The sequence below is a fragment of the Ruegeria sp. O11 genome (genome assembly GCF_056535285.1).
On record NZ_JBQERS010000010.1, the window covers coordinates 1 to 21,035 of the forward strand.

Annotated in this window: 21 protein-coding genes; 8 read left to right on the plus strand and 13 right to left on the minus strand. The window is 56.1% G+C overall.

What is annotated here, in order from left to right:
• The 10 genes from ACRZ91_RS16195 to ACRZ91_RS16240 all read right to left on the minus strand — a co-directional run.
• Nucleotides 1–494: beta-galactosidase (locus tag ACRZ91_RS16195; RefSeq protein ID WP_480907091.1), on the minus strand; the 494-nt coding region annotated here is incomplete at its 3' end.
• Nucleotides 491–1,351, minus strand: a complete 861-nt coding sequence (locus ACRZ91_RS16200; protein ID WP_480907093.1) for an SMP-30/gluconolactonase/LRE family protein — start codon at nt 1,349–1,351, stop codon at nt 491–493. The genes ACRZ91_RS16195 and ACRZ91_RS16200, both read right to left, overlap by 4 nt.
• A complete protein-coding gene (locus ACRZ91_RS16205) occupies nt 1,348–1,953 on the minus strand; it encodes a 2-dehydro-3-deoxy-6-phosphogalactonate aldolase (RefSeq protein WP_480907095.1) in 606 nt (201 codons plus the stop codon). The genes ACRZ91_RS16200 and ACRZ91_RS16205 overlap by 4 nt, the downstream gene beginning before the upstream one ends.
• Nucleotides 1,950–2,843 (minus strand): 2-dehydro-3-deoxygalactonokinase, encoded by an 894-nt coding sequence (locus ACRZ91_RS16210; protein WP_480907097.1) that lies wholly within the window; start codon nt 2,841–2,843, stop codon nt 1,950–1,952. The genes ACRZ91_RS16205 and ACRZ91_RS16210 overlap by 4 nt, the downstream gene beginning before the upstream one ends.
• Before the next feature lie 4 nt (nt 2,844–2,847).
• Entirely contained in the window at nt 2,848–3,615 is a 768-nt protein-coding gene (locus tag ACRZ91_RS16215) for an SDR family NAD(P)-dependent oxidoreductase (RefSeq protein WP_260026920.1), read from the minus strand.
• On the minus strand, nt 3,615–5,324 hold the full coding sequence (locus ACRZ91_RS16220) for an IlvD/Edd family dehydratase (RefSeq protein ID WP_480907099.1): 1,710 nt from the start codon (nt 5,322–5,324) through the stop codon (nt 3,615–3,617). The genes ACRZ91_RS16215 and ACRZ91_RS16220 overlap by 1 nt, the downstream gene beginning before the upstream one ends.
• Nucleotides 5,325–5,382: 58 nt before the next feature.
• The gene (melA, locus tag ACRZ91_RS16225; protein WP_480907101.1) at nt 5,383–6,723 is read right to left on the minus strand and encodes an alpha-galactosidase; all 1,341 of its coding nucleotides are present in this window, start codon (nt 6,721–6,723) and stop codon (nt 5,383–5,385) included.
• Between the two features lie 22 nt (nt 6,724–6,745).
• Nucleotides 6,746–7,594 (minus strand): carbohydrate ABC transporter permease, encoded by an 849-nt coding sequence (locus tag ACRZ91_RS16230; RefSeq protein ID WP_170475148.1) that lies wholly within the window; start codon nt 7,592–7,594, stop codon nt 6,746–6,748.
• A 1-nt stretch (nt 7,595) separates the two neighbouring features.
• Nucleotides 7,596–8,522 (minus strand): carbohydrate ABC transporter permease, encoded by a 927-nt coding sequence (locus ACRZ91_RS16235; protein ID WP_170475146.1) that lies wholly within the window; start codon nt 8,520–8,522, stop codon nt 7,596–7,598.
• Nucleotides 8,523–8,615: 93 nt separating this feature from the next.
• Nucleotides 8,616–9,875 carry an ABC transporter substrate-binding protein gene (locus tag ACRZ91_RS16240; protein ID WP_170475143.1) on the minus strand — a complete coding sequence of 420 codons (1,260 nt, stop codon included), beginning with the start codon at nt 9,873–9,875 and terminating at the stop codon, nt 8,616–8,618.
• 140 nt (nt 9,876–10,015) lie between these two features.
• Between ACRZ91_RS16240 and ACRZ91_RS16245 the strand changes: the two genes are divergently transcribed.
• From ACRZ91_RS16245 to ACRZ91_RS16255, 3 genes are all read left to right on the plus strand, one after another.
• Nucleotides 10,016–10,810, plus strand: a complete 795-nt coding sequence (locus ACRZ91_RS16245; protein ID WP_480907104.1) for an IclR family transcriptional regulator — start codon at nt 10,016–10,018, stop codon at nt 10,808–10,810.
• Nucleotides 10,807–11,865: an ABC transporter ATP-binding protein gene (locus ACRZ91_RS16250; RefSeq protein ID WP_480907106.1), complete on the plus strand. Its 1,059-nt coding sequence runs from the start codon at nt 10,807–10,809 to the stop codon at nt 11,863–11,865. The genes ACRZ91_RS16245 and ACRZ91_RS16250 overlap by 4 nt, the downstream gene beginning before the upstream one ends.
• Nucleotides 11,866–11,930: 65 nt before the next feature.
• Nucleotides 11,931–12,953 (plus strand): trans-3-hydroxy-L-proline dehydratase, encoded by a 1,023-nt coding sequence (locus tag ACRZ91_RS16255; protein ID WP_480907108.1) that lies wholly within the window; start codon nt 11,931–11,933, stop codon nt 12,951–12,953.
• Nucleotides 12,954–12,990: 37 nt separating this feature from the next.
• Here ACRZ91_RS16255 and ACRZ91_RS16260 read toward each other — a convergent pair whose 3' ends face one another.
• Nucleotides 12,991–13,572, minus strand: coding sequence for a YceI family protein (locus ACRZ91_RS16260; protein WP_170774307.1), 582 nt, complete (start codon nt 13,570–13,572; stop codon nt 12,991–12,993).
• 98 nt (nt 13,573–13,670) lie between these two features.
• On the opposite strand from ACRZ91_RS16260, the gene ACRZ91_RS16265 reads away from it, so the two are divergent.
• From ACRZ91_RS16265 to fcl, 5 genes are all read left to right on the plus strand, one after another.
• Nucleotides 13,671–14,195, plus strand: a complete 525-nt coding sequence (locus tag ACRZ91_RS16265) for an RNA polymerase sigma factor (RefSeq protein WP_480907110.1) — start codon at nt 13,671–13,673, stop codon at nt 14,193–14,195.
• Complete coding sequence (locus ACRZ91_RS16270) at nt 14,192–14,929, plus strand: hypothetical protein (protein ID WP_010441511.1); 738 nt, start codon at nt 14,192–14,194, stop codon at nt 14,927–14,929. Before ACRZ91_RS16265 ends, ACRZ91_RS16270 begins: the two co-directional genes overlap by 4 nt.
• 59 nt (nt 14,930–14,988) lie before the next feature.
• Nucleotides 14,989–16,071, plus strand: coding sequence for a helix-turn-helix domain-containing protein (locus ACRZ91_RS16275; protein WP_260026902.1), 1,083 nt, complete (start codon nt 14,989–14,991; stop codon nt 16,069–16,071).
• 94 nt (nt 16,072–16,165) lie between these two features.
• A complete protein-coding gene (gene gmd, locus ACRZ91_RS16280; protein ID WP_480907112.1) occupies nt 16,166–17,320 on the plus strand; it encodes a GDP-mannose 4,6-dehydratase in 1,155 nt (384 codons plus the stop codon).
• Entirely contained in the window at nt 17,293–18,279 is a 987-nt protein-coding gene (gene fcl / locus ACRZ91_RS16285; RefSeq protein WP_480907114.1) for a GDP-L-fucose synthase, read from the plus strand. The genes gmd and fcl overlap by 28 nt, the downstream gene beginning before the upstream one ends.
• A gap of 33 nt (nt 18,280–18,312) precedes the next feature.
• Here fcl and ACRZ91_RS16290 read toward each other — a convergent pair whose 3' ends face one another.
• Together ACRZ91_RS16290 and ACRZ91_RS16295 are read right to left on the minus strand one after the other, a co-directional pair.
• Nucleotides 18,313–19,389, minus strand: coding sequence for a DUF2793 domain-containing protein (locus tag ACRZ91_RS16290; protein ID WP_480907115.1), 1,077 nt, complete (start codon nt 19,387–19,389; stop codon nt 18,313–18,315).
• 192 nt (nt 19,390–19,581) lie between these two features.
• Complete coding sequence (locus ACRZ91_RS16295; RefSeq protein ID WP_480907117.1) at nt 19,582–21,018, minus strand: mannose-1-phosphate guanylyltransferase/mannose-6-phosphate isomerase; 1,437 nt, start codon at nt 21,016–21,018, stop codon at nt 19,582–19,584.
• Nucleotides 21,019–21,035: the final 17 nt, after the last annotated feature.

Genomic DNA, 21,035 nt, shown 5'->3' on the forward strand with positions numbered 1-21,035 from the left:
CAGCGGCGCAACGCTTTCAAAGCGGCGTCGCTGGAGCTGATTGTCGTATCGTGACAGCCATATTCGTTGTCGATCTGCCACGCCGCGATATGCGGGTTACGGCCATAACGTTGACCTATAATCTGCGCGATCCGCGTGCATTCGCTGATATAGCCTGCGTGACTAAAACTATAGTGCCGGCGCGAGCCAAATTTGCGCGGATCACCATTGGTGTCCATGGCCAGTATGTCGGGATACTTGTCTAGCATCCAACGTGGCGGAGTTGCCGTCGGTGTGCCCAGCACAATCTTCAAGCCCGCGGCGCCCAGGGTTTCAATCGCGCGATCCAACCAGCCAAACTGTAGATCGCCCGGAGTGGGCTCCATCCGGCTCCAAGCAAATTCTCCGATCCTGACCCAGGTCAGGCCGGTCTCGATCATGCGTGACGCGTCTTTGGCCCAATTCTCTTCGGGCCAGTGTTCAGGGTAATAGCAGACGCCAAGTTCTGGCTTCATATGATAACTCTGTGCTCCGCTTGACCTTCGCCAACATTTGCGGCGGCGAGGGTCATGCCGTTTGTTGGTGTTTTTGTCAGTGTGTCGGCTTCAAGCCCTTGTCGGGCGGAGGTGCAAAACAGCGTTGTCAGATCGTTGCCACCAAAACTCGGGCACGACGTGTGTTTGGCGTTGAAATGGACTGATTTCAAGAATTGACCGGCTGGCGTATAGGCCGCGACTCGGCTTGCACCCCATTGAGCGATCCAGATATTTCCGGTGCTATCGACAACAGCCCCATCCGGGTTCAAGCCGTCGCTTTGCAGGTCAAGGAACACGGCGGCTTCGCCGATGGGCCAGCCAGTCTCCGCATCCAGTTCCCAGCGCATGACCTGTTTGGTCAAAGTATCGCTGTAATAGGCACAGGCGCGGTCAGGCGCGAAACAGATCGCGTTCGAAATCGTCACATCCCGAACCAATGGCCTTAACTCACCTTTCCAATACCGGTAAATCGATCCGGCGCCCTTTTCAGCATTCTTGCCCATGGTGCCAATCCAGAACCCGCCCCAAGGATCGGCGCGGCCGTCATTAGATCGAGTCACCGGGTTGTCGGCCTCAATCGGAACAATCAAATCCTTGGCGTGGCTACCCAGCTCAAATCGCCACAGACCTGTCTCTGATGCGATCAGCAGGGTTTCGTTGTCGAGCCAACCAGCGGCGGAGACATGTTCTTCAAATTCCCAGACCCGAGCTTGGTCGCCTTCTCTGGACATCAGGCGATTGCTAAGAATGTCAAACCAGAAAAGCTGTTTTCGCTCCGGGTGCCACAATGGTCCTTCACCCAATTCGCAGGGGCGATCATCGTAAACGTGGCTCATTTCGTTGACTCGTCATAGGCTGCCACGATCTGCTGGGCGTGGTCTGATACTTCAGCAACAGACATGCCAGGCTTGTAAAGCGCTGAGCCAATCCCGAAGCCATCGGTACTGGCCTTGATCCATTGATCAAAATTCTCTGGGCCCGCGCCACCGACGGCATATACCTGCGTGCCAGGTGGTAGTATGGCCCGCATTGCGGCCAAGCCTGAGGGGCCTGCCATCGACCCGGGGAACAATTTCAACCCAGTTGCTCCAGCTTGTAGGGCCGTGAAAGCTTCGGTCGGGGTGAAAACGCCTGGCCAGCTTTGCAATTCAAGTGCAATAGCACGTTGGACTACCGATACATCGCAATTCGGTGAAACGATAAGTTTGCCGCCAGCGTCCGCTACCGCATCAACCTGATCAGGGGTAAGCACAGTTCCTGCGCCAATAAGTGCCCGATCACCGATATCCGAGGCTAGGATACGGATGCTTTCCAGAGGATCGGGTGAATTCAGCGGTACTTCGATCCGGTCAATACCCGCTTGCACCAACGCGTGCCCGACAGGCCCCGCCTCATCAGGTTTCAGCCCGCGCAAGATGGCGATTATGGGACGGCTCATGCGGTTTGCCTCGTGAGTGTGCGGGCCTGTGCCAGCCCCGCAAGTGTTGTCGCGGTTGCGTCAACGGTTTCGACCAATGCGCCTTGTTGCTGTAGTGCGGTGGCGTAGGCCTTGGTTAGACTTTCCGAGCCGATGACTGCCAATTGCTGACCCAGCCAATAGGGCCGCGATGCGGCAAGCTCTGCTCCTATCAGGAAGCCCGAAAGACTGGCCTGCGCGATGTTCTTACTCTGACCGTGCAGCAAGTCAGCCGCCCGTAACCCAAAGAGTCGCGCAGCAAGCTGTTCAGGTTTCGATAGCGTATCCGTCACAGCGTCAATGAAGCTTGCTTCGTCCCATCCATCATCAATTGAATGCCGAAGAACGGATTGCCCGCACAGCAGATCAAACATCTCACCGGTCATAAAGGTTCGGAAACTGACGACTTCACCAGCACTGATCTGGGCCCATTTTGTATGCGTGCCGGGCAGGCAAATCACACCGTCCCAATTCTGATGCGCACTGAGGAACCCTGCGATCTGAGTCTCTTCACCGCGCATCACATCGGGGGGGCTGTTCTGCTTTAGTCCCGGAACTACGAAGGCCCGAATACGCGGATCAGTGTTTGGAACGCGGAAGGGTACGACCGGGATTGGCTCGGACGGCACGGCGGAATAGGGCGCCTCGACCCAGCCCTGCCGCGCACCAACCATTCCGCAGGCGATCACGTCTACTGGCTTCTCAGGCAGCCAGTCTTTGATCAGAGCCAACAGGGCTGCCTGAAAATCTCCCCCAGCCGTGCGCGACATACCATCCTGCGAAACCGCCTGAGCGATCACTCTTTCTCCCTGCATGGCCCAGACGCGCAGATGAGAGGTACCCCAGTCAACAGCGATCCACTCAACATTCATAGCGTTACCCCGTTACCACAACGCCGCCGTCGACAACCATGCATTGACCCGTCATGGCACGGCTTGCGCTTGAGGCCAGAAACAGGGTTGGTGCGATCATGTCTTCGGGCGTTAGATGTTCTTTCAGGCATTGGCGATCCAAGTGCGCGGCCAGATCTTCGGGCGTTGCCCACATGTCCAGCTGTTTCTGCGTCAGAACCCATCCGGGTGCCAATGCGTTGACCCGGATTTTCTGAGGCCCAAGCTCGCGCGCCAAAGAGCGAGTCATACCGGTGATTGCCGCGTTTGAGCTGGTGTAGATCGGATAGCCTGCGTTCCCCATCATGTAACTGATTGAACTGAAATTGATGATCGACCCGCCGTTGTCTTTCATCTGCCGCGCGGCTTCCTGACAGGCAAAGTAATAAGCTTTGAGGTTCACCTCGATCATCCAGTCCCAGAAATCGGGAGTGGTTTCCTCAAGCGAGTGACGCTTGTCGTTGGCCGCGTTGTTGACCAGCACTTTCAGCGGGCCGTGGGCCTCGGCTGCTTTGGCCATGGTGGCATGCAACAGCTCGGTATCGGTCATGTCACCCTGCAGGAAGAACGGTGCGCGGCCATGCTTGTCACGCATCTCTTCGACGAAAGCGCTCGCATCGGAACGACCTATGAAGGCAACATTTGCACCTTGGCCCATGAAGCCATCGGTTAGTGCCGCGCCAACACCCGATCCACCGCCGGTAATGTATACGGATGCACCGCGCAGGTCTTGAAATGTAGCTGGTTGATCCATCAGTGGCTCTCTCTCGTCACAAGGCGCGTGTCTTTGCCCACAAGGAAATCAAGGTCGGCGCCCTGATCGGCTTGCAGCACGTGGTCGATATAGAGTTTCGCATATCCGCGCGTGTAATGCGGATCGTCCGGTTGCCACAGGGCGCGGCGGGCGTCCAGTTCCTTTTCGTCAACTAGCAGTTCCAGTTCGCCTTTGCTGGCGGACACTCGGATGCGGTCACCAGTTTTGACCAAGGCAAGTGTCCCACCGGCCTGCGCCTCAGGGCTGACATGCAGGATGACCGTTCCAAAGGCCGTGCCCGACATGCGTGCGTCCGAGATGCGGATCATGTCGCGTACGCCTTCTTTGACCAGCTTTGCCGGGATCGGCATGTTCCCAACCTCCGGCATGCCCGGATAGCCCTTGGGGCCACAGCCTTTGAGCACCAGAATGGTCTCGGGTGTGACAGGCAGGTCGTCGCGGTCGATATTTGCTTTCAGGTCCTCGATGCTCTCGAAAACATATGCTTCTGCCTCGGTTTCCAACAGTGCGTCTGTGGCCGCCGAAGGTTTCACGATCGCCCCGTTGGGCGCAAGATTTCCGCGCAGAACCCGCAGGCCAGCGGCGGGTTTTACCGGATCGTCGAAGGGGCGAATGACATCTGTGTTGAAACACTCAGCGCCTTCATAATGCGCCGAGATATCCTTGTTCAGAACCGTTTTAGCTGGGCGCAGGAAAGGATTGAGTTCGCTCAGAACCACTGGCACGCCGCCTGCATAACAGAAATCCTCCATCAGGTATTTGCCAGAAGGCATGCAGTTGACTAGCAGTGGGATTTCTGACCCGATTTCAAAGTCTTTCAACGTCAGATCAACGCCCACGCGCCCTGCCAGCGCCAGCAGGTGAACCACCGCATTTGTTGATCCTCCGACGGCCGCATTGGCGAGAATGGCGTTTTCAAAGGCTTCTTTGGTCAGAATGTCCGAGGGTTTGAGGTCTTCGTCCACCATCTCGACAATTCGTTTGCCGGTCAGATGCGCCAGTGCCATGCGGCGGGCGTCGACGGCGGGCAGGGCGGCGTTGGTGGGCAGAGACATGCCCATCGCCTCAACCAGCGAGGCCATGGTACTAGCGGTGCCCATGGTCATGCATACACCCGCGCTGCGCGACATGCCGGATTCCGCGCTCATGAATTCCTGCAGGGTCATTTCTCCAGCACGAACCGCCTCGGAAAACTTCCAGACATCCGTGCCCGAGCCGATATCCTGACCCCGGTACTTACCGTTCAGCATCGGGCCTGAGCTGACCACGATGGATGGCAAATCGACCGAGGCTGCCCCCATCAGCTGCCCGGGTGTGGTCTTATCACATCCCCCCAGTAGGACAACGCCGTCGATACCATAGGCGCGGATGGATTCCTCAACATCCATCGCCAGCAGATTGCGAAATAGCATGGCGGTGGGCTTCATCTGAGTCTCGCCCAGCGACATTACCGGGAATTCGACAGGGAAGCCGCCCGCCTCCCACACACCCCGTTTGACACCCTCGGCCAGGTCACGCAGACCCGAGTTGCATGGGGTCAACTCCGACCATGTATTACAAATGCCAATGATGGGGCGTCCGTCGAACGCATGGTCCGGAAAGCCCTGGTTCTTCATCCACGACCGATGAATGAACCCGTCCTTGTCAAGTTTTCCGTACCAATGTTGAGAACGGCGTTTTTTGGTCATTTTTGGCTCTGTCTGTCTGGCTTGCGATGGAGTTGATTGTTTTTCGAATAGATGAAGATCAGGCCGCACGGGCTGATTGGCACCAATCGGGTAGCCAGTCGCCATGGGCGGAAAGCAGATCGGTGACGAGGCTGCGAATTTGGCGCAAATCCAACTCCGCCGCAGTATGGGGATCCATCATGGCGGCGTGATAGATGTATTCTGGGTTCTCTTCGGTCAGTGCACGAACCGTCAACTCTTGCACGTTGATCTGGGTCCGCATCAGAGCGATCAGCTGGGGCGGGATATCCGTAACCACGGAAGGTTGGACGCCATTTGCGTCGATTAGACACGGAGTTTCAACCGCGGCTCCCAGCGGCAGTTGCGGAATTTGACCCGTATTCGGTAGGTTGCCGTAAGCTGTGTAAGGCGTATCTGTCACGATTGCGTTCATAAGGTCGGCGGCAAATTCGTGGCTTCGGGTTACTTCGATATCCCGACCATCGGTCAGTGTCTTGGCTTGGTCCTTCCAATTGGCCACCTGCTCGACGCAGCGGGTCGGGTATTCGTCCAGCGGTATGCTGAACTGTTCGATCAGGTCATTGCGTCCGTCTTTGATGAACCAAGGAACGTATTCTGCAAAATGCTCGGAACTTTCGGTGCAGAAGTAACCGAGATGATCCATCACTTCGTACCGGACTTTGTTCGGACAACGAGGCATGAGAAGCGGAGGCTTGGGCAGGTGCCCGGCGTGATAGCCCTGTCGCAGAGCAGGATAGATATCGCGGCCCTCATGCTCGAGTTTGAGAAAGAAGGCGACGTGGTTAATGCCTGCAACTTTGTAGCGAATATCCGCCTTGGGCAGATCCAGATCATGCGCCAGTTCCTCGACTGTGTTCTGAACGGAATGACACAGTCCCACATGTTTCAGAGCAGGGAAGCGCTCGGCCAGGGCCCAGGTATTGATGGCCATCGGATTCACGTATTGCAGTAGCGTCGCATTGGGGCAGAGTTGCATCATGTCCTGCGCGACACCCCACAGAACGGGCACAGTACGTAGGCCGCGCATGATACCGCCTACACCCAGCGTATCAGCGATGGTTTGGCGCAGGCCGTATTGTTTCGGGACTTCGAAATCAGTCACAGTGCACGGCTCATATCCGCCGACCTGAAAGGCGGTAATCACGAAATCCGCGCCGTCCAGCGCTGCGCGGCGATCCGTGTGGGTCGAGACGGTCGCACCCGTGCCGACTGATCGGATCATGGCCTTGGCCACAGCCTCGCTCTCGGCCAAGCGCACCGGATCAATATCCATCAACGCAAAATGGCTGTCGGCGAGGGCAGGGGTGAGCAGGGCGTCGCCCACGATATTCTGCATGAAGATCGTGGAACCCGCACCTACAAAGGTGATCTTGGTCATGAGGTAAACCTCTGGTTTGGCGTTATTTTACAGCACCGAGGGTCAGGCCCGCGATAAAGTGTTTCTGCATCAGGAAGAACATGGCAACAGGTGGTAGGGCTGCCACAATTGAACCGGCACTCATCAGCTGATAGGCGGCCCGGAATTGGGCGTTGAAGCTGGTGATCCCGGCAGTCACGGGCTGACTTTCGGCGCCTTGGGTCAGGACAACCGCCCAGAAATAATCGTTCCAGATGAAGGTGAAGATCAGCACGCTGAGCGCGGCAATTGCGGGCTTCATTAGCGGTAGGACCACATACCAGAAAATCCGCCATTCGCTGATACCTTCAACCCTCGCCGCCTCGATGAGTTCGAAGGGTAGGGCGCGGATGAAGTTGCGCATGAAGAGTGTGCAGAAGCCGGTCTGGAAGGCGATATGGAACAGAACAAGCCCGGTTTTGGTGTTGTAGAGGCCCAGTTCCAAAGTCAGATCGCGTACGGGGACCATCAAAATCTGGAAGGGGACAAAGTTGCCCGCCACGAACATGAAGAAGATCCAAAGGTTCGATTTGAACTTGTAGATTCCAAGCGCAAATCCGGTCATGCAGCTGAGCGCCACGGCTCCGATCACGGTGGGTACGGTGATCAGGAATGAGTTCAGCAAATATCGAGGCATGTCTGAATTAAAGAAGACCTGCCCATAGTTGAAAGCGCCCTCAAAGCTGGACGGCATGCCCCAATAGTTCGCGTTGGTGAAGTCTGCCGCCGGTTTGACCGAGAACAAGGCGACCGCCAGCAACGGCCCCAGCCACAGCAACAGCGCCAGAGGCAGCATCGCCTGATAGGTGATCTGGGCCGCGCGGGGTTGTTTTTCGATGGGTTTGGGAAACATCTCAGTGCCCCTTTTCTTCGCGATACATCGACCACAGGAAATAGGCGATGAAGCAGAGCATGATGAGGAACAGGATCACCGCGATGGCGGCTCCATATCCCATGCGGAAACCGTATTCGGAAAGGGCGACTTCGAACATGTAATAGGCCAGCACACGGGACGACCCAAAAGGCCCCCCCTGTGTCATGATCGAGATCAGGTCAAAGCTGCGCAACGCACCGATGATGGTTACGACAAAAGCGATGAACGTCGCGGGTCGCAGTTGCGGCAGGATGATGTGCCACAGCATCCGCCCACCTTTTGCACCGTCAAGCCGTCCGGCCTCGATTTGCTCGGGGTCAACGGCGTTCAGGCCGGTGAGGTAGAGGATCATGCAATAGGCGGTTTGCGGCCAGAGCCCTGCGAAGATGATGCCATAGGTAACGAACCGTTCGTCGCCCAACACATTCAGCGGGCCCATACCGAATAAACCTAGGAATTCGTTCAACAATCCGAATGTCGGGTCGTAGAACCATGTGAAAACAAGGCCAACAACAACCTGAGAGATGACGAACGGAAAGAAGAACAAAGACTTATAGAGCCGTATGCCCCAGACCGTCTGATTCAGGAACAGTGCGATGAACAGGCCTGCGGGAATTGCAGCAAGATACAAAACCAACCAGATCAGGTTGTTCTTGAGCGAAATGTAGAATGCGTCACGGTCGACCCATTCCCAATACAGATCCTCATAGTTGCGCATGCCTACATATTCGGCGGCTCCCAGCCCATCCCACTCGTAAAGAGACAGGTTGAAAGACTGAAACACCGGGATGATCACATAGACCAAGAAGAACAGCAGGCCCGGAGCCAGAAACAGCCAAGGCGCGATGCGCTGCTGGTTTCTGTGGAACCAGCTTTCCTGTTCTGGGGTGTCAACTACAGCGGTCATGGAACATCTCTGGTTAGGGGGTGAAGGCGGGCTGAAGCCCGCCCTACGATTTTGAATGGTTTAAGGCCGAACAGAGTTCGGCCCTAATTACACTTAGTTGTCGTAGATACGCTCACGCGCGCGTTCCAGCTTGGCCAGAATCTTATCCGCGTTGTCAGGCTTGACCATGAATTCCTGGAAGCCCTCCATCGAGACCTTGGCCATTTCTGCTGGTGCGTCACGGTCCCAGAACTGGGCAACACCGCCAGGGCTGTTCGACGACAGCATCGTGAAACCTTGCTGCAGGAACTTGTCGTCATCTACCGCAGATTGCGCGTTCACAGGCAATTGGCCGAGGTTTGCACCGTTGTTGATTTCGGTCTGCTCGTCCGCGGAGACCGCAAAACGCAGGAACTCACGCGCGGCTTCCTTGTTTGAGGCATTGGCCGGAATGTGGAACGTGTCCGTCGGCGCATCTTCGGCCAGTTCGACATCGGGGTTGATGGCAACGAACTGGTAGAAATCCAGCTGATCGTCCGTCAGACCCGCCTCACGCAGGGGCGCCACGGCGAAGTTGCCCATCAGATAGGCCGCCGCCTCGCCGTTGACCATGAAGGGCAGGGCTTCCTGCCAGCTATAAGTCTGGTGATTGTCGATGAACGCGCCCATGTCGATCAGCTGTTTCCAGTTGGCGAAGGTCTGCTTGACCCGGTCGTCTTCCCAGCTGATTTCACCATTTGCGAGCTGGTTGTGGAAATCGAACCCGTTGGTACGCATATTCAAGTAGTCAAACCAGCCTCCGGCGGTCCACAAGAACTTGGTTCCGATGGTGTAGCAGGCGCGGCCTGAATCAACTATCTTCTGGCAATTGGCCAGCTCTTCTTCCCAAGTGGTTGGCTCGGTCAAGCCAAGTTCATCAAAGATGTCTTTGCGATAGTAAACCCCCCACTGATAGTATGTGTACGGGACACCCCATTGCTTTCCATCAATGGTCATCGCGCCTTTGGTGGATGCCAGATTGTCGGCGATTTCAGGCTCGGCCCACAGATCTGAGACGTCCTCGAACAGGCCCGCCTCGACATATGGCTTCATCCGGTTGGCAGCGTACCACGTGGCAACGTCAGGCGTGTCTGCCGTCAGAAAGTTGCGGATCTGGGTCTTATAGGCTTCGCGGTCGATCACGGTGGTTTCGATTTCCAAGCCGGGATGCTCTGCCGCGAACCGCTCGATCATCGCCTCCATCGTCGCGCGCGGCGCCGGGTTGGATGTATCGAGGAAGATTCGCAGCTCGCCGGTCAGCTCAGCTGCGACAGGCGCAGCAAGTGCCACACTGGCAGCCAAAGCAGCTGCTGTGCGCTTGAACATGGAATGCATAGTTTCCTCCCTTAAGCTTCCATATTGGTTCCAAATATTGAAACCTTGTTTTATATATTGAAAACTACACATCGACTCGGCTAGTCTTGTCAAGACCCTCGTGTCCAAGGCAGAGGGAAAGTGGAGGAGAACAGGCACCCGTGGCAGGTGACGGAACAATAGGAAAAGCATGTGATGTGTTGGAACAGGTCGCGGCCTTCGGGCGTCCGGTGCGGTTCGGGGAATTGCTGGAAAGCAGTGAATTCCCCAAGGCGACGCTGTACCGCTTTCTGCAATCGCTGACCAATCAGGGCATGCTGCATTACGAACCGGACCGGCAAACATATTCTCCGGGGATGCGGTTGGTGCGGTTGGCTCATTCGGCATGGACCCAAAGCTCGCTTGCGCCCATTGCGCGGCCTTTCTTGGACGCCCTCAGCGCCGAGACAGGGGAAACGGTGCACCTGGCGCAGCTTGATTCCGGTCAGGTGCTTTACGTGGATAAACGCAATGCTCAGCGACCGATCGAGATGTATTCCGAGGCCGGCAAGGTTGGCCCGGCTTACTGCACCGGCGTCGGTAAGGCGATGATGGCTTATCTGGACGAGGCTCAGTTGGAGAAGACGATCTCGCAACAAAGCTTTCACCGGTTCACCGACAAGACACTGGCCTCGGAGAAGGCATTGCGAGCGGATCTCGAGCTGATCCGCAACCGGGGTTACGCGGTTGATGATGAAGAGCATGAGCCCGGCATCATCTGTATTGCCTGCCCGATCCTGACCTCCGGGGGCCGCATGTTAGGGGCTCTATCGGTGACGGGATCGACCGGAAGGATGGATTTCGAACAATTAAAATCTTGGGTGCCACGCGTCCGGCGCGTCGCTGAGCAGATTGGCACAGAAGCACAGGCGTGGCGGTTCCCCGAGGGCCAACAGAATAGGATGCAAGCAACATGACAGGTGTAACCCTGAAAGGCGCGATCAAACGGTATGGCCAGACTCAGGTCATTCACGGGATCGATCTGCAGATTGAAGATGGCGAGTTTTGCGTGTTCGTGGGCCCTTCGGGCTGCGGCAAGTCTACGTTGTTGCGGATGATCGCGGGGCTTGAGGAAACCTCGGATGGTGAAATCCATATCGGCGCACGTGAAGTCACGCACGTCGACCCGGCCAAGCGGGGGGTGGCGATGGTTTTTCAGACCTATGCGCTCTATCCGCATATGACTGTGGCCGAGAATATGGGCTTTGGCCTGCGGATGAACGGTGTCGCCAAAACCGAGATTAACCAGAAGGTTCAGGAAGCGTCGAATATCCTAAAACTCGATCAATATCTGAAACGCAAACCCAAAGCGTTATCCGGCGGTCAGCGTCAACGGGTTGCGATTGGGCGCGCTATTGTGCGCGGCCCCGAGGTGTTCCTGTTCGACGAGCCGCTTTCGAACCTTGACGCGGAATTGCGGGTTGAAATGCGGGTCGAGATTGCGCGGCTTCATCAGGAAATCGGCGCGACGATGATCTATGTTACACATGATCAGGTAGAAGCGATGACCATGGCCGACAAGATTGTGGTATTGCGCGACGGCCGGATCGAGCAGGTGGGTGCCCCAATGGACCTGTATCGTGACCCCGATAACAGATTCGTGGCGGGCTTCATTGGCTCTCCGGCCATGAACTTCTTAGAGTGCGATGTCGTGGATGGCATGGTGCGGCACCCTGCGCTGACTGATGCGATCCCGGTCACCGAAAGCGTTCCGAATGGGGCAACGAAAGTGACTCTGGGCATTCGCCCCGAGCATATTCAGGTGGATCGAAACGGTGACACCTGCACAGTCGATCTGACCGAAGCGCTGGGTGGGGTATCCTATTCCTATCTGCTTACGCCCAATGGCGATAAGCTGATTGTGGAAGAGCGGGACGACCAGCGCAGTACGACCGGTGACCGTATCGGGCTTTCGATCCGGCCCGAACGCGCGATGCTGTTCGATCCCGAGACGGGTCAGCGGCTGCGATAGGGCTTGCCAGACCGAAGTTGTTTTGTGCATGACTGCGCATTAACCAGCGGCTTTCAGGAGGCCATATGCGCAGTTCCAAAACCATCCATGTGATCTCAGCCCATGCCGAAGGCGAGGTGGGCGATGTAATCGTTGGAGGTGTTACCCCGCCTCCCGGGGAAACGGTTTGGGATCAGAGAACCCATATCGCTGAAGATCAGACCCTAAGGGATTTCATGCTGAATGAACCCCGCGGCGGTGTCTTTCGCCATGTGAATCTGCTGGTACCACCAAAAAAACCCGCGGCCGATGCGGCTTTCATCATCATGGAGCCGGAAGACACGCCGCCGATGTCCGGTTCGAATTCCATCTGCGTCTCAACGGTTCTGCTGGATAGCGGCATCCTTCCGATGCACGAACCTGAAACCCATCTGACATTGGAAGCTCCCGGAGGGCTGGTTCGCGTTCGCGCCGAATGCCGAAATGGCAAGGCAGAACGCATATATGTGCAGAACGTGCCAAGTTTCGTCGACAAGCTGGATGCCCGGATCGAGGTTGAGGGCATCGGGACGCTGCGCGTAGATACCGCGTTTGGTGGCGACAGTTTTGTAATTGTCGATGCAGCTGATCTGGGTTTTGACCTGATGCCTGATGAAGGCGCTGATCTTGCCAGAACCGGCGCGCGTATCACCGATGCGGCCAATGAGCAGCTTGGCTTCAATCATCCCACCAAAGACTGGAATCACATTTCATTCTGCCAGATCGCAGGCCCGCTGGATCGGCAGGGTGATATCCTCACAGGTCGCAATACAGTCGCCATCAAACCCGGCAAGCTGGATCGTTCTCCCTGCGGCACCGGAGCTTCGGCCCGAATGGCTGTTTTGCTTGCCAAAGGGCAGATGTCGATGAATGACCGCTATCACGCGCGCTCGGTTATCGACAGCGAGTTTCGCTGCCGCATCGTGGATCAGCTCGATCTGAATGGGCGCGTGGCGATCACCCCGGAAATCTCAGGGCGGAGTTGGATTACGGGCACGCACCAGCACATGCTGGACCCGGAAGACCCTTGGCCCGGTGGCTACCGCTTGAGTGATACTTGGGGGGCATAAGTCGGGGTCAAAATTGACCCCGTACTTTGGTTGATCTTCAGGTATCGAGATTGAACATCAGTCTTGCAGTCACTGGTACAGTACGAGTGATACTGGGAAGTTGCGCCAGCTCCATTAGCTTGTCGACACCTGCTGAGACGCCCGCATCCTCGGTGCTGATGAAGACCATATCGTTGGTTGACACCATGACAGTGTCTTCGGCCACGCGCAAAATGAACATATCGGTGTAGAACTCAACCTCGGTTCCCGCCAAGGACAGTTTGGCATCCACTTCAACCGTGTTGCTGGAACCCACATCCAACTTGGACACCTCATCCAAATCAATCTCTGCGGTCAGTGTGGCTGTTGCTGCCTTGCGGAACACATGTTCGATCATCCGCTCGTTGCGGATATCGATATTCGTTTCGACCGAGGACAGGTCGATATCGATCTCAACTTTGCCATCCTCGCTGACATGGCCTGATATATTGGTGAAGGAATTGACCTCGCCCACATCGTCGATCTTAACCGTGCCATAGGCCAGATGAGAGGCGCTGGGATTCAGTGTCCAATCAGCGGCCAGCGCGGGACCTGCAACAAAAGCCGACGCAATCGTGATTGTTTTGAACAGAAGTTTCATTTCATTCCTCCAGAGTCTATGACAGTTCAGACCAAGCGGGCCCGGTCCCATGACAAAGCAAACACACACAGGTCGCGATTTATTCGATGAGTGTTGAGATGAACACCGAACAAGCCGTGCGCGGCGCGATCCAGACCCATTCGAAACGGGTCTGGCGGTTTGGATTGGCGCTGTCGGGTGCATCGGATGTTGCGGACGATTTGCTGCAGGCAACAGCCTTGCGGGCGTTAGAAAAGCACCATCAGGTAACTTCATATGATCGGTTGGACAGCTGGCTCATGACGATCTGCCGCTCGATCTGGTTGAACGAGATACGGGCACGGTCTGTGCGCAAGGCGCAAGCATTGTCGGTTACACCTGAGGCGGAATTGGTTGCACACGGACCCGATTCAGAAACGAATATTTTCGCCGCTCAGGTGTTTACTCAAGTGATGCAACTGCCAGAGGCGCAGCGCGAAACGGTGATGCTTGTATTTGTAGAAGGGTACAGTTACCGCGAAGCTGCGGCCATGCTGGATGTTCCCATCGGCACAATCATGAGCCGGTTATCCAACGCCCGGCAGAAACTGAAAACCGTAATGCAGCACGAAGCGGACGACGCGGTGCAACGGAGTGGCAAATGAAGTTTTCCGACGAAACACTTCTGGCCTATCTGGAGGGCAGCCTTGATGAGGCCGAAGTCCATGCCATCGAAGCGGCCGTGGCAGAGGATACGGGTCTTGAAGCCCGTTTGATGGCGTTGGATCCGTTTGCCCCTGTTGTGCAGCAAGTTTTTGATGACGTCCCGGCTGAGGTTCCTGAAATTGATCTGCCTGCGCCCACTCCGCAGCAATACAAATCAGGACCTCTTCGATTGCTAGCGGTTGCGGCTTCGGTTGCCGTTATCGCAGTATCCGCAACCTTCTGGGTGACGCGTCCGAAGGCTTTGGGCTGGGCAGAGCAAGCCGCAATTTATCAATCACTCTATTCAGCCGAAACGATTGCTGATCTGGATAACTCTCCGCAAAAACTGGACGCGCAATTTGCTCAGGCTGAGGCTCAGCTCGGCCGACCCTTAAATCGGGAGGTGCTGGAAAATCTTCCCGGCCTCGACCTGAAGCGCACACAGGTTTTATCATTCAAAGGCAAGCCATTGGTTCAGGTTGTCTTTGCTGATGCACAAGGAAATCCATTTGCGTTCTGCGTGATCCGGCAAGGTCCAAATGCCCCATCGAAGGCAGTTAATCTTGCAGTGCTGAGCGGCCTATCAACCGCGACATGGGCAAAAGATGGGTATGGTTATATGCTGTTGGGTGGCGATCGCGAGACAGATCTGAGTGGAGAGCTGCATGCTCTGACCGCGGCCTTTGCGGGTTGACCATCGGGATTTCGGGAAACCCCTTGTGAACTTCGGCAAATGCTCGAAGAATGCCAGATATGAAGCCGATCCCTCAAGAACCGGACCCAGACGATGATGAGGCCCTGGACGCAGGGCCGCGCAGCATCTATGACACCGATCCACCGGATGAAGAGAATCTATGGTTTCTCCCTCCACCGGATGAAGAAGATCCTGAAGAATTTCTTCCGTCTGTCCCAAGGCCTGATCAAAGCCTCCTTTTTGATCCAAGGGATTGGCGCGCGGCTCAATCTGAACTGTCCGCTGAACTTGCTGATCTGGCCGTGACTTTCGGGGCGCTGGATGAACGTTTGCGCGCAGGGCCGAAAGGATGGGGTCACCGTCTGGCCTTGATGGAAGTGTCGGATTTGGGCTGGTGGACCGGAGACCGGATTAGCGTCGACCGTCTCGCGCTATGGACCGGATTGCGGATCGGTGCGACGGGTGATGACGTTCAGGCTTTGTACCGGGCAGGCTGGGCGGTACGGCGACTATCCTCGGGTGCTGGGCCATCAGAGGGCGGATGGGACGCTGGGCTGACCGCTTTTCTGGATCGTCAGGCCCAGGGCATCGAGGACGCGCCAGAGACCGTGATAGATCTGGCCGAAGTGATGCGAAATGTGGCTGCGTTGCACCCGGTGACCCAGGCTGCAATCGGGTTCCACGCGTGGCGCGCGCTCTCTCCGGGCATAGGACAGGATACCGAAGCTGCCGTTATTGCAGCCCGCCATGCGGCATCGATGGGGCGAGGTGGCGCATTGTTCATGCCGCTTTCCTTGTCGGGACCGGGTGCGTTGCGCGGTGCAGGCTCATTGGATGAAAAGCTATACGCCTGGATAGGCGGGGCAGGTCAGGCCTCGCTTGCAGCTTTGCTGCATCTGGACCGGATCAGCGCCTGGGAAGAGCGTGCCCGCGAGGCTGTATCAGATCTGAGTGGGCGAACTCCACCAGTGTTGATCGACGCGCTGACAGCTTGGCCGATGGTATCGGCACCATTGGCCGAAGAGCTGACCCGGGCCTCGCGTGCGGCGATACAGCGAAATCTGGACAAATTCAGCGACAGAGGATTGATCCGCGAGGTGACAGGGCAGGGCCGTTATCGTGTCTGGACGGCAGCATTATAACTAATCGTTCGAATTCCCCGTTAGCTTGCATTTGGCCGAGTCTTGCTGTTTCTGGAAGGACAAACAGGCGAAGTAGAACCATCGGGGCGCAATCATGAGCAAATCAGCACTGATAACCGGTATTACGGGTCAGGATGGCTCTTACCTGGCCGAGCTGTTGCTTGCCAAGGGCTATGACGTTCACGGTATCAAACGTCGCGCATCGTCTTTCAATACGCAGCGGATTGATCATATCTATCAGGATCCGCATGAACCAGATCCCAGACTGCATCTGCATTATGGTGATCTAAGCGATACCTCAAACCTGACCCGGATCATTCAGGAAGTGCAGCCCGACGAGGTCTATAACCTTGGTGCGCAATCCCATGTTGCGGTGAGTTTTGAATCGCCTGAATACACTGCGGATGTGGATGGGTTGGGTACGCTACGCCTGCTCGAAGCGATCCGGTTTCTGGGGCTTGAGGGCAAGACCCGGTTTTATCAGGCCTCTACTTCAGAGCTCTATGGTTTGGTGCAGGAAACACCGCAACGCGAGACAACGCCTTTTCACCCGCGCTCACCCTATGGGGTCGCCAAGCTGTATTCCTATTGGATAACAGTAAATTATCGAGAGGCTTACGGAATGTACGCCTGCAACGGTATTTTGTTCAATCACGAAAGCCCCCGGCGAGGTGAGACCTTTGTGACTCGCAAGATCACTCGTGGCCTTGCAAACATCGCGCAAGGTTTGGATGACTGTTTGCATATGGGTAATATCGATAGTTTGCGCGATTGGGGGCACGCGCGGGACTATGTGAAGATGCAGTGGCTGATGCTGCAACAGGAGACGCCTGAGGACTTTGTAATCGCCACCGGCAAGCAGTATTCCGTGCGCCAGTTCATCGAATGGTCTGCCAGCGAGCTGGGTTTGGTGCTGGAGTTTTCAGGGGAGGGTGTCGAGGAATTTGCGATTGTTCGCGAAGTAGTGGGTGATAAGGCGCCTGCCCTGAAAGCTGGCGATATCGTGATGCGGATCAACCCACGTTACTTCCGACCGGCCGAGGTTGATACGCTGTTGGGAGACCCGTCCAAGGCCAAGCAAAAACTAGGTTGGGAACCCGAGACCTCTGTGCAAGATCTATGCGCCGAAATGGTTGCCGAAGATTTGGAAATCGCACGGCGCAATACCCTGCTCAAAGAACACGGGATGGCTGCGCCTGTCACGCGGGAAAAACGGCTGAAATGGGCGGTTCGCGCAGAATATATGTAGCGGGTCATCGCGGCATGGTCGGAAGCGCGATTCTGCGAAGGCTGCAGCAGCGCCAGCAGGCAGGTGAAAAACTCGAGCTAATCACGCGGACGCGGAGCGAATTGGATCTGACCGATCAGGTTCAGGTTCAGAATTTCATGCGTGCAGAACGTCCGGACATCGTGATTTTGGCCGCCGCCCGTGTTGGCGGTATCTATGCGAACAACACATATCCGGCGGATTTCATCTACGAAAACCTGATGATCGAATGCAATGTGATCCATCAGGCGTTTTCGGCGGGTATAAAACAGTTGCTGCAACTTGGAAGTTCCTGCATTTATCCGCGCGCAACTCACCAGCCAATGCGCGAAGACGCGCTTTTGACCGGGCCGCTGGAGCCGACAAATGAACCTTACGCCATCGCTAAGATTGCCGGAATCAAGCTTTGTGAAAGCTATAACAGGCAGCACGGCGTAGACTACCGGTCCGTCATGCCGACGAACCTTTATGGCCCCGGAGACAATTTTCACCCTGAAAACAGTCACGTGCTCCCGGCACTGATCCGACGTTTTCACGAGGCACAGCGTGATGGGCTAGATGAAGTTGTCATATGGGGAACCGGAAATCCGCGACGCGAGTTCTTGCATGTTGATGATATGGCCGAGGCGTCGGTGTTTGTTTTGGACCTGCCGCGCGAAATATATGAGGCAAATACTGATCCAATGTTAAGCCACATTAATGTGGGTACGGGCAGCGATACATCAATCGCAGACCTCGCAACGATCATTGCGGGTGTCGTCGGTTTCACTGGCCAGATCACGTATGATCCAGACAAACCGGATGGCACGATGCAAAAACTGATGGATGTATCGCGCCTCGCAGGTATGGGCTGGAGTGCTGGCATCAGTCTTAACGACGGAATTCGCCAGACCTATGCGTGGTTTCTAGATCAATCAGAAACCGATCTGCGCGAAAGGTGACCGCCCGCGCAATGGCCCGGACGGTCTGAGCTGTCAGAACCAGCGGCCGATGGCGATCATTGATGGTTCAATATTTGTGGCATCCGAAATTGCCGCCAGCACCTGGAATGTCGCTTGTGTTTCCGATGGCGTGTCAAATCCTACAAACCGACCGAGCCCGCCACCATTCCCGCTAAGGGCTGGTTTGCTGCCAGCGGCAAAAGCGATGGGAAAATTCCAGTTGGCAGAACCGCTGGTGAACAAGGCACCGGTTGCGGTCGTACATCCGACAGCATCAAGAGTTGTTGTACAAATTTGGGTACCGTCAGCAAATCGCGTGTAGTCTCCATTTGTATTACTGCCATGCTCGATCACAGCCCCAGAAGGTACACCACTGTTTTGTGACACTGTGCCCAGTACGTTGCCCGGCCCGTATCCATAATCTGCCCGCATCAGGCGACCAGGCGTGGTATCATTGGTGCTGCTCTGTATGGCTGCGCCACCCGCTATACCAGATGAGGCGTCAAACCGTAGTGCTTCAACCCAGCTCCCGCCATCTGGCGAGACTTTGATCGAGAACTCCGTGTTGCCAGAAAGGCCCATCTCGGCGTGACCGGTCCAGTTGGATTGAAACAAAAGCGAGGCCGTGTCGCCGTCGCTGGCTTTGTTGACCTTCAACTGATGACCACCACCTTCATGGGTTAGCAACGTCGCAGGGCTACGCACCGCCAGCCGATTGGTGCTGTCGGATCCGGTTGCGACGCCAATTCCTGGCAGATTCTGCAAATCGACAGGCGGGTCGATCCAGGCGGATCCGTTCCAGATTTTCAACTGATCCGAGCTTTGGTCCCAGGCCCGCCAGCCCAAATCCGGCGCAATGAAATGCCATCCGTTGTCCAGCCACGCCGCCAATTGGCCGTCGTGACCAGCCCATGCCCCCGTGGGCGCCGTGCCAAGCGCGTGCGTCTCCCCCTGATCGGGCGCAGCGGGCGGTATTGTCGCGTCGATGGATACTACGCTCAGTTGGACCAAAAGATCGAGTGTACGCAGCGCCTCGTTATGGGTCACGTGTTTCTGGGCCTGAGACGGTTGAATAAAGGGCAGGTTCAAACGGGGTGAGTTCTGTGGCACGGGCGTCCTCCTGAGATGTCGCTTGGCAATGATCGGGCGCCACCCTGCCGCAATATTAGTGAAACCCACCTGACGAACCCGAACGTTGGGTTTTTGATCTGTTAGGATTTGAGAAATGTCGAAAATCCGTCTGCATTGCAGATGGCGGGATTTAATCAGAGATGAACGGCGACTAGCGCCTACTGACCTAAGTCAATTACGCGCATAAACATCTTCATAGCGAATAATGTCGTCTTCACCCAGATAGGTCCCGGTTTGTACTTCGATCAGGACCATCGGGACTTTGCCGGGGTTCACCATCCGGTGAACCGCACCCAAAGGCACATAGACCGACTGGTTTTCTGACACCAACTGAACATCGTCATTTATCGTCACTTCGGCGGTGCCCTCAACGACGATCCAGTGCTCGGACCGATGATGGTGAGATTGCAGACTCAGCGATGCACCGGGATGGACATGGATACGCTTGACCTGAAACCGGTCTCCGATAACGAGGCTTTCGAACCACCCCCAGGGCCGATGATCGACGGGCAGGGATTCCGCCTGCTTGGCACCTTTTGCTTTCAAGGCTGTGACGGCCTGTTTGACATCCTGCGCGCGGTCCATGCTGGCCACCAGAACCGCATCGGGCATCGCGACTGTAATCACGTTTTCCAGCCCCATCGCCACGACCTCCTGTGCAGGAGATTCTGAGCGCACCAGCACATTGTGGCAATCAATGGCAGTGACTTCACCGGCGGTAGCGACCCCATTTGCATCAGGGTTGCTGAGCTCCTGCACCGCCGACCAACTGCCTACATCTGACCACCCGGCTGCATAAGGAACAACGCTGAGGTTGCTGGCCTTTTCCATAACCGCATAGTCGATCGATATGTCCTGAACTGAGTTCCAAGCGATGGATTCAAGCCGCAGAAAGCCCAGGTCAGACTGCGCCTGATCAACAGCGTTCTGAACCGGAGCTACAAGATCCGGCGCATGTTGGTCATAGGCCGCAAGGATATCGCGGACCGCAAACAGAAAGATGCCGGAATTCCAAAGGTAACTACCATCGGACACCATCGTTTCGGCGCTCTTCAGGTCGGGCTTTTCAACAAATCGATCGAGAGGAATCGAAGCACCCGACGCGTCGGGAATCTGCCGAAGTTTGAGATAACCATATCCAGTCTCTGGCCGGTCAGGCGTGATTCCAAATGTAACAAGGTCTCCGCGCTCATCGATCGTACGGATACCTTCCGCAACTGCCTCGTGAAAGGCCTGAGCATCCGGAATGACGTGATCGGACGCCGCCACCAGCATCAATGCATCGGGATCGCTGGACGAAAGGTGCAGAGCTGCCGCCAGGACAGCCGGAGCGGTGTTGCGCCCTTCAGGTTCAATAAGGATCGGGCCTGGGTCAATTCCAACGGCCATCAACTGCTCAGGTACAACGAAACGAAATGCTTCATTGGTTAACAGCAACGGCTTTGCGTAAGGCGTTTCGACGGGTCCTTTAAGACGCTTTGCACATTGCTGCAAAAGGCTGGTTTCACCAATCAGCGGCACGAATTGTTTTGGGTAGCTTTTGCGTGACAGGGGCCATAACCGTGTTCCGGAGCCACCACATAAAATTACCGGATAGACGGTCCTCATGCTGCCCTCGCTCTCTG

What these genes read in the sequence shown, in the direction of transcription:
- ACRZ91_RS16200 (WP_480907093.1), bottom strand. Translation starts at nt 1,351, where the DNA reads ATGAGCCACGTTTACGATGATCGCCCCTGCGAATTGGGTGAAGGACCA.
- ACRZ91_RS16205 (WP_480907095.1), bottom strand. Translation starts at nt 1,953, where the DNA reads ATGAGCCGTCCCATAATCGCCATCTTGCGCGGGCTGAAACCTGATGAG.
- ACRZ91_RS16210 (WP_480907097.1), bottom strand. Translation starts at nt 2,843, where the DNA reads ATGAATGTTGAGTGGATCGCTGTTGACTGGGGTACCTCTCATCTGCGC.
- ACRZ91_RS16215 (WP_260026920.1), bottom strand. Translation starts at nt 3,615, where the DNA reads ATGGATCAACCAGCTACATTTCAAGACCTGCGCGGTGCATCCGTATAC.
- ACRZ91_RS16220 (WP_480907099.1), bottom strand. Translation starts at nt 5,324, where the DNA reads ATGACCAAAAAACGCCGTTCTCAACATTGGTACGGAAAACTTGACAAG.
- melA (WP_480907101.1), bottom strand. Translation starts at nt 6,723, where the DNA reads ATGACCAAGATCACCTTTGTAGGTGCGGGTTCCACGATCTTCATGCAG.
- ACRZ91_RS16230 (WP_170475148.1), bottom strand. Translation starts at nt 7,594, where the DNA reads ATGTTTCCCAAACCCATCGAAAAACAACCCCGCGCGGCCCAGATCACC.
- ACRZ91_RS16235 (WP_170475146.1), bottom strand. Translation starts at nt 8,522, where the DNA reads ATGACCGCTGTAGTTGACACCCCAGAACAGGAAAGCTGGTTCCACAGA.
- ACRZ91_RS16240 (WP_170475143.1), bottom strand. Translation starts at nt 9,875, where the DNA reads ATGCATTCCATGTTCAAGCGCACAGCAGCTGCTTTGGCTGCCAGTGTG.
- ACRZ91_RS16250 (WP_480907106.1), top strand. Translation starts at nt 10,807, where the DNA reads ATGACAGGTGTAACCCTGAAAGGCGCGATCAAACGGTATGGCCAGACT.
- ACRZ91_RS16255 (WP_480907108.1), top strand. Translation starts at nt 11,931, where the DNA reads ATGCGCAGTTCCAAAACCATCCATGTGATCTCAGCCCATGCCGAAGGC.
- ACRZ91_RS16260 (WP_170774307.1), bottom strand. Translation starts at nt 13,572, where the DNA reads ATGAAACTTCTGTTCAAAACAATCACGATTGCGTCGGCTTTTGTTGCA.
- ACRZ91_RS16265 (WP_480907110.1), top strand. Translation starts at nt 13,671, where the DNA reads ATGAACACCGAACAAGCCGTGCGCGGCGCGATCCAGACCCATTCGAAA.
- ACRZ91_RS16270 (WP_010441511.1), top strand. Translation starts at nt 14,192, where the DNA reads ATGAAGTTTTCCGACGAAACACTTCTGGCCTATCTGGAGGGCAGCCTT.
- ACRZ91_RS16275 (WP_260026902.1), top strand. Translation starts at nt 14,989, where the DNA reads ATGAAGCCGATCCCTCAAGAACCGGACCCAGACGATGATGAGGCCCTG.
- gmd (WP_480907112.1), top strand. Translation starts at nt 16,166, where the DNA reads ATGAGCAAATCAGCACTGATAACCGGTATTACGGGTCAGGATGGCTCT.
- fcl (WP_480907114.1), top strand. Translation starts at nt 17,293, where the DNA reads ATGGGCGGTTCGCGCAGAATATATGTAGCGGGTCATCGCGGCATGGTC.
- ACRZ91_RS16295 (WP_480907117.1), bottom strand. Translation starts at nt 21,018, where the DNA reads ATGAGGACCGTCTATCCGGTAATTTTATGTGGTGGCTCCGGAACACGG.